General features: G+C 39.3%; 11 protein-coding genes. 5 read left to right on the top strand and 6 right to left on the bottom strand.

The window, feature by feature from the left end; genetic code table 11:
• The first annotated feature begins 76 nt into the window (after nt 1-76).
• The gene (locus IM797_RS18125) at nt 77-2,479 is read left to right on the top strand and encodes an outer membrane beta-barrel family protein (protein WP_194128589.1); all 2,403 of its coding nucleotides are present in this window, start codon (nt 77-79) and stop codon (nt 2,477-2,479) included.
• On the opposite strand, the gene IM797_RS18120 is transcribed toward IM797_RS18125, so the two are convergent.
• Nucleotides 2,476-2,679, bottom strand: coding sequence for a hypothetical protein (locus IM797_RS18120; protein WP_194128588.1), 204 nt, complete (start codon nt 2,677-2,679; stop codon nt 2,476-2,478). The genes IM797_RS18125 and IM797_RS18120 overlap by 4 nt on opposite strands.
• Before the next feature lie 186 nt (nt 2,680-2,865).
• On the opposite strand from IM797_RS18120, the gene IM797_RS18115 reads away from it, so the two are divergent.
• Nucleotides 2,866-3,939: a TlpA disulfide reductase family protein gene (locus tag IM797_RS18115; protein WP_194128587.1), complete on the top strand. Its 1,074-nt coding sequence runs from the start codon at nt 2,866-2,868 to the stop codon at nt 3,937-3,939.
• 76 nt (nt 3,940-4,015) lie between these two features.
• Here the strand turns inward: IM797_RS18115 and IM797_RS18110 are convergent, their stop codons facing one another.
• From IM797_RS18110 to IM797_RS18095, 4 genes are all read right to left on the bottom strand, one after another.
• On the bottom strand, nt 4,016-6,214 hold the full coding sequence (locus IM797_RS18110) for a multicopper oxidase family protein (protein WP_194128586.1): 2,199 nt from the start codon (nt 6,212-6,214) through the stop codon (nt 4,016-4,018).
• 100 nt (nt 6,215-6,314) lie between these two features.
• Complete coding sequence (locus tag IM797_RS18105) at nt 6,315-6,803, bottom strand: DUF3347 domain-containing protein (protein ID WP_228098941.1); 489 nt, start codon at nt 6,801-6,803, stop codon at nt 6,315-6,317.
• 133 nt (nt 6,804-6,936) lie between these two features.
• Nucleotides 6,937-7,377: a hypothetical protein gene (locus tag IM797_RS18100; RefSeq protein ID WP_194128585.1), complete on the bottom strand. Its 441-nt coding sequence runs from the start codon at nt 7,375-7,377 to the stop codon at nt 6,937-6,939.
• A gap of 128 nt (nt 7,378-7,505) precedes the next feature.
• Entirely contained in the window at nt 7,506-8,735 is a 1,230-nt protein-coding gene (locus tag IM797_RS18095) for a glycosyl hydrolase family 28-related protein (protein ID WP_194128584.1), read from the bottom strand.
• 161 nt (nt 8,736-8,896) lie between these two features.
• Here IM797_RS18095 and IM797_RS18090 point away from each other — a divergent pair, with 161 nt between their 5' ends.
• Together IM797_RS18090 and IM797_RS18085 are read left to right on the top strand one after the other, a co-directional pair.
• The gene (locus tag IM797_RS18090; protein ID WP_194128583.1) at nt 8,897-9,286 is read left to right on the top strand and encodes a response regulator transcription factor; all 390 of its coding nucleotides are present in this window, start codon (nt 8,897-8,899) and stop codon (nt 9,284-9,286) included.
• Nucleotides 9,287-9,573: 287 nt separating this feature from the next.
• Nucleotides 9,574-11,013, top strand: a complete 1,440-nt coding sequence (locus IM797_RS18085) for an ATP-binding protein (protein WP_194128582.1) — start codon at nt 9,574-9,576, stop codon at nt 11,011-11,013.
• Between the two features lie 20 nt (nt 11,014-11,033).
• Here the strand turns inward: IM797_RS18085 and IM797_RS18080 are convergent, their stop codons facing one another.
• Nucleotides 11,034-11,570, bottom strand: coding sequence for a hypothetical protein (locus IM797_RS18080; protein ID WP_194128581.1), 537 nt, complete (start codon nt 11,568-11,570; stop codon nt 11,034-11,036).
• A gap of 243 nt (nt 11,571-11,813) precedes the next feature.
• On the opposite strand from IM797_RS18080, the gene IM797_RS18075 reads away from it, so the two are divergent.
• A complete protein-coding gene (locus tag IM797_RS18075; RefSeq protein ID WP_194128580.1) occupies nt 11,814-12,578 on the top strand; it encodes a CHASE3 domain-containing protein in 765 nt (254 codons plus the stop codon).
• Nucleotides 12,579-13,162 lie beyond the last annotated feature (584 nt).

Genomic DNA, 13,162 nt, shown 5'->3' with positions numbered 1-13,162 from the left:
TGGAGTTGTTGGCATGTTTTATCGGGTATAATTGGTGACAAGCGCCTATTCTCGCATCAGATTTTAATTAAAACTCATGAAACATCTGGTTTTTATGTTGCTGTTATCCGGATTATACAGCCTTGCCCCCGCCCAGACACACGAAGAAAAGGAAAGTATTTCTGCGCTGGTAAGCGGAAAATTATTACTTCAGGATTTGAATCGACCTGCAGTGCTTGCGCTACTGTTGGTTAAAACTGAAAGCGGACAAATAATTGCCAAAACACAAACAGACAGTACCGGCAACTTCCGTATAGGTGATCTGCCCGCCGGTCGTTATCACCTGTCTTTCCAGTTGTCAGGTTATAAGCTGCTGTATAAACCGATCAGCATCTCAAAAGCATCTTTAACTGATCTGGGCATATTGTTTTTACTGTCGGACATTGCCTTACTTAAAGAAGTTACCATACATGCTGAGCCCCCCTTGGTGAGTCTCAGATTAGATAAAAAAACATATTTTTCCGGCAAAGACGTATTCGCGCAAAATGGTGCTGTAAGCGATATGCTCAATGGCATTCCGGCGGTAAGTATTGATCCGGCCGGAGTGATCAGTCTGCGGGGCAACAATAACGTAAATGTGCTTATCAATGGCCGAAAAACAGGTATGATACAGGGTAATGCCCTGGATCAGATCGCAGCCGATCAGATTGAAAAAATCGAAGTGATCACCAATCCTTCTGCGAGATATGACGCAGCAGGATCTGCCGGGATCATCAACATCGTGATGAAAAAAAACAAAGAATTAGGTTTTAGCGGTCAGATTAAACTGGTTGGCGGTTTACCAAACGATTCAAGGATCAGTCCCAGTATCAACTATAAATCAACCCGCGTCAATCTCTTTTCTACTTTTGGTTACCGGAATTCAGACTATAAAGGGTTATACACCTCCGATCAATCTGCAAATTTACCTGGCTTTAGTGCAGAAATCAACTCCGTAAAAAAAGAAAAAAGACACGATGACGCAAAAAATATATACCTCGGTGCCGATTTTTACCTCAATACACAAAATACATTTACCCTTGCATTTTTTAAAAATCCAACACATGACCGGGATCAATCCGGATTAGATTACAGCTATAGTGCCGCAAATGGCGGCCGCGACAGTACTTTAAACCGCCAGGCCGGGTCAACTGAACACCGCGACTACAACCAGTTTGAGTTTAACTATACAAGAACTTTTAAGGCCCCTGAAAAGAAATGGACCATAGACCTGCTTTACGACTTCTGGAAAAGCAATAAAACCTGGAACCTGGAAACTCAAAAAACATTCCCACAGAATAATGTACTTCCCGACATTCGCAGCAATTCCGAAGGTTCGAGTAAAGATCTGGTCCTTCAAACCGATTTCATACAGCCCTTAAAGTCCGGCAAAACGATTGAAACGGGACTGAAAATTGAAAACAGAGCTGTGAACAGCGATTTCTTAGCTGAACAGCAAAATGAAATGAATTGGCTGGTTTACCGGGGGATCAACAATCAACTCAAATACAACGAAAAAATTGCCGCGGCCTATCTTCAGTTTGCCCATCAATTCAAAAAATTCTCATATATGCTTGGATTTAGAACAGAGTTTACCGACATAACCGTGCAGGACAAAGCAAAAAGTTACCTACACCAAAAGCGTGGCAGCCGTTTGTTTCCTACGCTTAATCTCGGCTATCAGTTCAAAGAAGGCCAGACATTGCAATGGAGCTATAGTAAACGTATCAACCGCCCTTCACTTTATCTATTATATCCTTTCACTGAATTGACAGATCTCAATTATCAGGTTATGGGAAACCCGAACCTAAATCCTGCTTATGCCGATGTATTTGAACTTGGATTTCTGCATACGACCAGGACTTTTACTTTTAACCCATCTGCATATGTTCAACACACCAGCAATTACATACAGAATTTCAATTATAGTGATGAAAATGAGGTGATCATAAGTACGCCTTTCAACCTCCAATCAGAAAATAGGGCCGGATTTGCCTTATCTTTTCGCAGTACTCCCAGACCATGGTTACAACTGGGAGCAGAATCGAACTGGTATCAATTTAAGCAAAAAGGTAGTTATGATGGTCATAATTTCAATTTCTCAGGTCGTTCTTTCACTTCAAGAATCAGTGTACAGGTTAAGCTACCCGAACAGTTTATGATTCAGGGCAGGTACAATATAACTGGGGCGCAGCGTAATGCACAACAGGTAATTAAAGCGATCGGTTATGCAGATTTTGGTCTTAGCAAAGCCTTATTAAAAAACAAGGTCACACTGACATTAGACGGCATGAACATTTTTAATTCCAGACAAACCAGGACGCTAACTTCAGGTGAGGGCTACAGACTTGATCAGGTGAGCAACTTTAATGCCGCGCGGTACAGGTTAAGTTTTGTTTACCGCGTTAATTTAAGTAGCGAGAAACTAATCCGTCAGGCAAAAAGTGGCAACAGGAATTAATTGAGCCGGGTGTTTTTGTTGCGTTTGATATCTTCTTTGATTCTAAAAAACAAAGCATTTTTTGTTTCTTCTATATCCAAAAAGGGACTGAGATCATCTTCAGAAGACGCACACCAACGTTTAAAAAGATCGTAGTCCGCTTTTGTAGCGGTGTCGTCTAATATACAGCGAATAATGCGAACGAGCTCCTGATCAGTCATTTTTCAATTTTGATAATGCAGTATTAAAACCAGCAATACAAAGAACATCAAAAACAGTTTACCAAACATTTCCGTTCACAAGTTTATATAGCTGTTCAGCAGTTTTATTTGGGGGAATCACAGGCACATCCCCCTTGCCTATCAAGTCAATGGCATTTTTATTCTAAAGATTTAATAGTTTTAAATATGAAACCATTTATGATGTTAATTTTTATAATTCTGCCATTTGCAAATTCCGCGCAAAATTCTTTCGTCATCAAAGGTTATGGTAAGGGCTTGCGGACAGGTGATCAAATCTTCCTCTCCTATCGGGGGAAAAGTGGTTTCATTGAAGATTCTACCTTGGTAAGAAAAGGCAGCTTTCAGTTCAAGGGCAAAATTCATGCTCCGGTTAAAGCCAATTTATACCGCAATCAAAATCCAAAGTACGCCGATATCATTTACGATGCGGCCACAGTATATCTTGAAACTGGTAAAATCTGGTTAAATTCTGCAGACACACTTTACAACTCCATAAATTCCGGACAGCCCTTAAATAACGACTATGCGTTGCTCTTAAAATCGATAAAGCCCTGTCTTGATCAACTTATTTTGACGAAACTTCCTGTGGATTTAGCGCACCAAGATCAAATCAATAAAACTGTCGTCTCATTGAAATTTAAATTTATAAAAGAACATCCCAGATCATTTGTCAGTCTGCAAACTTTAAGTGAACTGATTAGAGACAGCAAATGGCTACATGATGCTGTCCCATACTTCAACCTACTTTCAAATGAATTAAAAGGATCTGATTTAGGGAAATCAGTTAAAGCAAGAATCCTACTGGACAAACAAATAACCATCGGAATGAAGATCAAGGATTTTGAGCTTCCAGATATAAATGGAGTTCCGATCAGACTCTCTAATTATAGAGGCCACTATGTGCTTATAGATTTCTGGGCATCCTGGTGTGGGCCTTGCCGCTTGGAAAATCCAAATGTGTTAGCTGCCTACAATAAATTCAAAGATAAAGGCTTCATGGTACTTGGTATAAGCATCGACGATCATAAAGACAGGGATAAATGGCTGACTGCGATTGAAGAAGATGGTCTGGTGTGGCCCCAATTATCAGATCATCAGGGAAACGAAAACATATCTAAAAATATTTATGGGATTACTACTATTCCTGCAAATATCCTTATTGCACCAGATGGCACTGTAATTGCAAAAAACTTAAAGCGGGAGGAACTTCAAGCCAAACTAAATGGATTATATCAATAGGTCATAACGCAATCGGGATCTACATTACTGGTAAGTTAACAGTAAATAAAATTTTTTCATGTTATGAAATCCCTTGTTAATAACTGAATGTTAATCCTGCGCCGTACCCCATATCACTATCATAATGGGTGGACAGACCAAGATATTTAGTGGCTATATATCTAAATCCCGCCATGTACTCTTTGTCTGTATTGAGCATGAATTGAAAGCGTAGCCTTTTAGAAATCGGAATATCTTCTCTCATCAACTGAAACCTGACATTTCCTTTATGATCAACAGAAGCATCCGCAAAAACGAGCATGGGTAAGGTATATTGAAAACCCAAATGAAACACCTGCCTGAAATTTTTAGAATTTTTCTGTCCAAAAACATTATTTCCAGGCGCTAAGGATTGTCCAAAAATATTTTTGTCCAATGGGTCGATTGTTCTTTTACGAAAGTCCCAACCCACATAGGGGAATAGCCACTGATTTCGACCAATAAATCTTCCAAAATGACTTTCAATTTCATACCCCATCGTTTTATCAAAACCGATTCTCCATTCAGTTGAAAAGCGGTAGCGTGTGTTTGCGAACATCAGCTCACCATCGCTGCCATTGGTTTCAATTCCGATTCTCGCCATCGGATGAAATTCACGGTCATCATTAAATAACTTGCGTTGCGCTAATTCAGGATCAGGGATTTCGGGGTTAGGTGTAGAATTTTCATAACTGAATACCCTGCCCATTCCACTCATCATGTGGTAAAGTATATGGCAATGGAAAAACCAATCGCCTCCCGGTTCTGTAGCCGCAAATTCGATAGTATCCCTTTCCATCGGCATAATATCAATGACATTTTTCATGGGTGCATATTCACCCTGTCCGTTTAAAACTCTAAAATCATGGCCATGCAAATGCATGGGATGGCGCATCATACTGTTGTTAAATAAGATGACCCGAATATTTTCACCTTTTTTGATCAAAATTCTATCACTTTCAGAAACCGTCTTGTTATCCAGAGTCCATACATATCGGTTCATGTTCCCTGTCAGATCGAACTTCAGTTCCTTCCAGGGTGCATCGGGCAAAGTCGTTTTATTGGAACTACGGAGCATCCCGTAATTTAAAGTGACAAGGTCTAGCGATTCAGGATACATCACTGCATTCATATCCATGGTCTGGTTTTGCATTTTCATACCTTCCATTTCCATCATGTTGCCACTCATATCCATCATGTCATTCATCATTTTCATCCCGGCAAAATATTTCAGTTTGGGCAATTTCTGAGCAAAAACTTTTTCTCCACTGCCCAGCCATAAAGAGGCTGATTTGGTACGGTCTTCAGGTGTCACCAAAAATTCATAACGCTTATTTTTCGGAATTGTAAGCACTACATCATAGGTTTCGGACACCGCTATCATCAACCTGTCTACTTCTACTGGTTCGACATCATTTCCATCAGTTGCCACTACGGTTATTTTTCCGCCAGAATAAGTCAACCAGAAATAATCAGAAGCCCCGCCATTCGCGATCCGTAACCTGACTTTATCGCCTGCCTTAAACTGGGGCTGAACATTTTGGTTCTTACCATTGATTAGAAATGTGTCATAATACACATCACTTACATCCATTGCATTCATGCGCTTCCACTCATTATTCACTTTGGTTTTGAAATGTCCGGTCTTGATTGCTTCTACATAACTTTGTGTTGTGCCTTTCTTAATGGCAAACCAATCATTTGCATTCTTCAAGCTCCGGTGTACCTCTTCAGGTTTCATATCCGTCCACTCGCTGATCACAACGGGAATGGTTGGAATATCCCATTCTGTCCTTTTGTTTATGATAAAAGCACCATACATGCCAATCTGCTCCTGCAGTTCACTATGACTATGGTACCAATGTGTACCATGCTGAATGATGGGGAATTTATAGATATATGTTGAATGCGGCTGAATGGGCATTTGCGTAAGGAAAGGGACACCATCCATTTGGTTTGGTAAAAACAGACCATGCCAGTGCATGGACGTCTCTTCGTTCAGTTTATTATGCACATATATCAATGCCGTATCCCCTTCTGTAAATGTTAAGGTTGGCATTGGGATCTGTCCGTTTACAGCAATTGCCCTTTTTATTTTCTTACCATAGGTTACTGTCGTATCAGCGACGTAAAGGTCATAGCGAACAGTGCGGGGCGGCACGCTACTTGAAATTCTTGGCATCGCCTTTCCTTTCCCATCCTGAGCAGAAGCTGCAGCCGAAAGAATCAACAAAAAGGCCGTTAATATAATTTTCATCTGTTTAGACATTTCTTTAATAATAAGTGATCAGGAATATTTGATATAACCTACCCACTTTATTGCAGGAAGGTTATATCAATTGGATTACAAATTAGAATTACTTTAAAGTTTCCTTTACTGCACCGCAGTTTAACATTTCTTTACCGAAGTACGGGTTACTAATTGCTGCATGATCAGAAAGCCAGTAGCTTTTTTTCATCGGACAATAGTCATAGTAGACTGGGTCTTTGGTCAGCTTGACAACCTTCGCCAGCTTAAACAGGTTGGTTGAAAAATCAGCGAAATGGTCCCTTTGATGAGAAATATCTTTGGTTTCTGAGATATGCTCCGCATCAAAAGCAAGTTTATCTTTAAGGCCAGTAAAAGCTTTCATCTCCACTTCTGACATTGATTTCACATCTATGCTATTCAAGATCTTCAGAAATTCGGTGGCTTTAGACGCAGCGGTGGCTGCATCAGCGTCTACTAATGCATTTTTGATGTCGTAATAAGAAGTTAATAATGCTTTTGTCTGGCTGCTTTGTGCAAAACCAGGTCTGATCCATATGGTTGCAATTAAAGCAACCAATAAAAATATTTTTTTCATGATTTAATAATTTAATGTTTACACTTAATCCTGGTCGTAGCAATAGCTATGACGCGAATGCATTTATTGAAGCGGTATCATTAATTCAAGGTGATAACCGTATGAATGACACAGCCTCAACTCACATTAAATCTTATATCTGAAAACTCTGGATGACTATGCGGATGTCCTTGTCAGGCGGCATGTATCTGTGATCTACACAGAAGCTTTGATCAAGTTCAACGCTTGTTACTGGAATGGATAAATTATATACATACTTAGGAAGCCACATGACAGGTAAAATAATTTGTATTTTACCATTTTGCGGAACCAATTTGCTTTGCGTCACCAAATCATTCACTAAGGTTTTACAGCAAATGTCTTCTTTCGAAAAATTCAGTCCCAATGCAGGTATAGTTTTATGAACATACTCACCTAAATGAGTATGTTCATGATTCTGATGCCTATGGTAGGTAGATTTTAAATATATATGGTTTTCATCATGATGATTGCCCTCCATTCCTAAAGCACAGCCAAAACCCACAAGGGTATTGAACAAAAATATCGATAACAGAAAAATCGCTTTACTTTTCATGACTATGCAAATCTACTTTATAGATGTAAAACTAAATTTACATAATTCCGTGCTTTTTTTACATTTAATTAAACTGAGCATTAAGCTGTTAACAGCACGATTCAAAAAGCCACATTACCTGATATCAATCAATAATTCCCAGAATTGCTGATACCAGTTTTCAACAGCAAGTAGCCTGTCGCAATGTCATTATTGTATACACCTCCGCCGGCAGCGTTAAAATCTGTTGCATTAATGTTGGCTGACATTACATAAATTGCACCATTAGGAAGCGTATTATCAGCGATACGAATGGAATACTCTGAGTGGGAGGTATTGTCGCGATAGTAACCAATACCGTGATACATATCATTTGCCGCCGAAGCCATATTAATGGTGTTATTGGAAACGATCACATTTTTTAAATAAGGAAAAGCAGTGCCGCTGATATACTCATAAAGTAAAATGCCCGAATCGTTCAATGTATTATTTGAAATGTTTAGATTCTGCCCGTTCCGTGCTTTAATACTTCCACCAGAAGCAGTAGCGGGCCAGCCCGAAACCGTATTGTTGGATATGGTAAGTCCATTAAAACTGTGCGCGTAAATACCGTGATCGGTTAAACTATCAATCGCATTGAGTGCCACATTTCTTTGCATCACATTCCCATCAATTAAAGAATTACTCTGGCTATTGTCATTTATAGCCGTAACAAAATATCCGGTAGTTCCTCCATTACCAAAGGTATTATTGATAATTTTCGCATTGGTGGTATTTTTCACCCATACTCCCCTGCCAGCGTCAGCAGCCCTATGTGAAAACACGCAATTGCTTACCTGGCTCAGGTTGGTATCCTTAAATTCCAGGTAGGCATCTTTCAGGTTGTTGGTTTTATTGGTATTTACTGCCCGTTTGCCATAATCAAAGATACAGTACTTAAATGTCGTACTCGCCGAACTGACTACGGAGAATCTGACGTTCCAGAAAGTAATGCCCGAAATGACACAATTGCTCATGTCTGTCGTATAGTTCATCACGAGCAATGCACTTGATCCACTGGCATCAAAAATGGGATTCGTAGTGGTTTGCTTTACCAGCGAAACGCCTGTCTTCATTACAATTTTACCTGTAATGGCATACGTTCCTGGCTGGACATACACTGTCTGCCCCGAACTTGCGCCGGCAATTACGGCATTGATCTGTGCCAGATTCATACCCGTTTCAATCACATGATCTGCTACCGCATTAAGGACTGTTGACTTATCGTCCTGCACTTCTAATTTTTCAAGGTCTTTTGCAATTGAATCTGTTTTACAGCCAGAACAAACAAGTAAGGCAAAACATATTGCCCAAAGCAAATTGTTAAAATTAATCTTCATACATTTTGGTTTTAAGGTTTAAACCAAGTTCGCTAAAGGTTATAAAAATAAAGGGGCTCAAATCAATGCTTATGAGGGTATCCATTGGTCAAAAGACATCCCATCGAAACTATTCCACCCAACCGTTGTTAAATAAGCACATCACCTTTAATCCTATGAAAATGAAACCCATCATTGAAGCCCCGAATCATAAACCTCATATATTCGTAGTTGAAGACAATCCTGATATTGGTTTCATTCTGGATTATTACCTTAGTGAAGAAGGTTTCAGGGTTAATCTTTTCCCAACCATTGCAGCCTTTAGCAATACCTTTGCTATAGAAACTCCAGACATCATCTTACTGGACGTGATGTTGCCTGACGGAAATGGCCTAAAGCTCTGCGAACAAATCAAACACGATCCCAGAACGGCTGACCTTCCCGTACTTATGATGTCTGCACATGCCAGCATCGCCAATAATTTGAGTTGCCCGGCAGAGGAATTTATTCCAAAACCATTTGATCTTGAATTTCTGCTAAATAAAATTCGCTGCCATCTTCCCGCGGCCTAAACAATAATGCCTGGAATGCTAAAGCATAGTCTTAATTGTTTTGTTATTGGAATTACCGGAGCTGCACCCAGGAACTAAACAAAAAATCAGGGAAACGATTATTTTGTTTACAATTTTTAATCAATTTAATCTTAAAATACTTAACCTTGCACTGATTCTTCAGGCAGGAAATATAGATTCGAAAGATCTTTACGACTTACGCCAGAATGATTTTTAGATCAGCTATTTATAGCATGATCTGAAACCAAAATACATTAATCAATCATTCAAAAGGTAAAATATACAAGGTGGCGTATATAGAAAAATTGCAAAATAACATATGGGTACAATTTTCAATCCCTATTCTGCTTGCAGCCGCGGTTACCTGGCTAACCTTACATCCTTACATTGAGGTCAGTTACCGGACACCCTTTCTTCTATATTTTGGAGTAATATTCATTAGCGCTGCCATTGGCGGGAGCCGCTCCTCAATTGTGGCCACCTTAAGTTGTGTAATCTTATCTTTTATATTCTTATTACCAGGCTACAGTCCCAATTCGGAGTTTTTTGGCATTGGTACCTGTATTTTTTTAGCGGAGGGACTTTTGCTCTCAGGATTGTTCAGGCGGGTGGAGAAAATACAGCAGAAGCTTAGCGAAAGCGAGCAACGTTTTCGCGGAATCATAGAGAAAAGTGCAGAAGGTATGCTCATGACTGACAACAGCGGCAAAATCGAATACCTCTCGCCAGCAGTGATCACACTGTTGAATCAGGAGTCGGGAAAGCTCGTTGGAAAACGGATACAAGAACTGATTCACCCCGATGAAGTACTTGAATTTGAAGATCAGCTTCACAAGCTTTCCAGAAAAGAAGTTTCGGAATTTGAGTTCCTCAGACAGGTAAAAACAAAAGGAGATCGCTGGATATGGATTGAAGGTTTAGCAATGGATTTAAGAGCAGAAAAATCAATCAGAACCTTTGTTTTTCAGTTCAGGGATGTAACAAGCCGTATTGAGCTTGAAATGCAAAAGGAGGATTTTGTCCAGATAACCTCTCACGAACTTAAAACGCCCGTTACTTCAATTAAGGGATTTGTGCAGGTTTTGAAAAAGAGACATCAAAAAGAACAGCGTGAACAGGACATGATGATGCTTAGCCGCATTGAAAACCAATCGGAGAAGCTTGTGAAGCTAATTGAAGACCTTCTTGATGTGACAAGAATTAAAAACGGAGAACTTCCCTATCATTTCAGCCTGTTCGACCTTAGTGCATATTTTACAGAAACGATCGCTATTTATCAGACGATCTACCCTAACTATACTTTTACGTTTACGTCCCAAGGGCCTGCATACGTTTACGGAGATAAGGACCGCATTGCACAGGTGGTATCAAATCTACTGAACAACGCCATTAAATACTCACCTGGAAAAACCAGTCTGGAAATTTGTGTCCATACAGAGAACGGGCGTACAAAAGCAACCATCAAAGATCAGGGGCTTGGCATACCAAAAGATCAGCAGGAGAAAATTTTTGAACGTTTTTATCGCATTTCAACCCTACCAAAAGAAGCGCACAATGGCCTTGGTATCGGCCTTTACATTTCCAAAGAAATCATAAAAAAGCACGGTGGTCAAATAGGCGTAAACGGTCAGACTGGAAGTGGATCTGAATTCTGGTTTACGCTCGACACTGTAAAGCAGCAACGAGAGATAAACTTACGATTTGAAAATAGCAATACAAAACTATAGCCTTATCGTTTGCCTGAAAACTAATTGGCCGCAGGATCAATAAGATCGGTCGTAATCGACAACGATTTTAAAAGATTCTTTTGATCAAATAGCAGGGTAACATAGTGCTTTTCCTTTTTGAAAGTAAGTTTCGCACCGCCAGAAAATAAGCTATCCTCGCCAAGTTTTTCTTTTTTAACCTTATAATTATTGAATTTAATTATACCCTGTTGAACTGTAGTTTTGTTCATGATCAGGTTAAAAGGAAGACCGGAGATCACCAGGAATTTATCATCCGGAATGTTAAAAAACATCTCGTTGATACGTTTATCTTTTCCGAGACTGCAATAAAGCTCTAAACCCGATTTCGTAAGCCATTTGGCATATTGTTCCTCATTAGCATCTTCATAAAATACAGTCTTAGTATTTAAAATAGCCGAAATTTTATCAGGCGTCTGCGGAAAAATAAATTCAGAATTTTTGTTTAACAAGATGTTTAAACCCGCATCTTTTTGCGCTGATGCAACCAGGGTGACCAGTTGAAAAATGATGATTACAGTGAATGCTTTGATTTTCATAGGGATTGTTTAGATTTAATATATATCTGTTTAAAGTTATCAAATTAAATAAAAGGATAAAAAATGTAGATGACCTAAGTAAAACATCAGTGCATCTGCTTATGTTCTATTATTTTAGCACTTTCATCTGATTTACCCAGGCAGTTATCAATAAATCTTTAAAATCAGCATTGTTTTTTCTTATTAATCCCTTATTTTTACCTTTTTTGTTCACACATTACTCACGTTTCTTCAACATTTAAAATGCAGAAAATTCACAGAAGTTCTAAACGCAACCTTGTTTTGGGTTTTGGTATTAGTTTATTCTTGTTATTATTGAGTTCGGGTATTTCTTATTTCAGCATCAGTCAGCTTATGGAAAGCCAACGCTGGGTGGAACATACCACACAGGTCAGATCCGCTCTAAACAACCTCATTTCATTGATGAAAGATGCCGAGACAGGGCAGCGCGGATATTTGCTAACCGGTGATGATACCTTTCTGGAGCCTTACAATGGAGCAAAGGCACAGGTATTAGAATTTTATTCCGAGGTGCAGCAATTGACCCGAGACAATCAAAGCCAGCAGCATGATCTACCGCTCATGGAGAAATTAATAGAAGAAAAGTTTAGCATCATCGAAAGGACAATCTCGGAAAAGAAGCGTGGCTTACCACCCACAATCAATATCTTGGTGCGCGGAAAGGTCATTATGGATTCAACCCGGGTTTTAATTAAAGTGATGAATACCCGTGAGGCTAATCTGATGCTTACCAGGAAGGCAAAATTGAATAAATTTACGGCCTTTACCCCTATTTTTATAGGATTCGCGTCATTAATTGGCATGCTGATTACACTGTTTTTTTATAGGAGAATACAGCAAAACACAGAAGCGTCCAGCATGCTGGAGCAGCAACTTTCTGAAAAGAAAAAGACCACCGAACGACAGATTGAAGTCATTTCAAATGTGGCAAATAAAATTTCTGCTGGTGACTACCATGTTCGTGTAGATGAAGAAGATTTGAAGTAGAAATTACGAATACATATCTTCATAGTTAAAGCCCAATATCAGGAGTATCTGAAATCAGCCGCTATTATTCTATTGGGAAAAGGAGAAGAGCCACAAAGGGGTCCTTACAAAATGGTTTCCTGGGAAAGCATCAAAGGAAATGCGACTATAAACAATACCGTTTTAACCTATTATGGAGAATCTGGCGGAAGATTGAGGCAATAGACGCTCTGAAGGGCTTCGAAGTGCAGTTTATAAAAGATCAATTTCAGGAAGAAGAGGAATTGATGAAATCTCCTTTAAAACACAGATTGAAGTTTAACAGGTATTAAAGTCGTATCATCCTCGTAATTGGCCAGGCGTTGCCGGGGTCTTGAGCAGGTGTTGCTGGGGCCTTGATGGGGCTAAATACACCAGCAAGACTGGAGGAAGGCATACCAAAGAAAAGAAAAAGCCAGACTCATCATAAGACAAGTCCGGCTTTTAAATTAACGCTCTCAAGGGCTAAGGTGATAATTAATAAGCAGAGATCCAAAATAAAATTATTTTTTTTTAATAACTAACTATTACACAACGGAAAAACTTAGTTTGCAGACAACATTGCT

This window comes from Pedobacter sp. MC2016-24, assembly GCF_015223055.1.
In the GTDB taxonomy this organism is placed as follows: domain Bacteria; phylum Bacteroidota; class Bacteroidia; order Sphingobacteriales; family Sphingobacteriaceae; genus Pedobacter.
The sequence above is the reverse complement of the archived record's forward strand: the minus strand, read 5'-3'. Positions and strand labels throughout refer to the sequence as shown.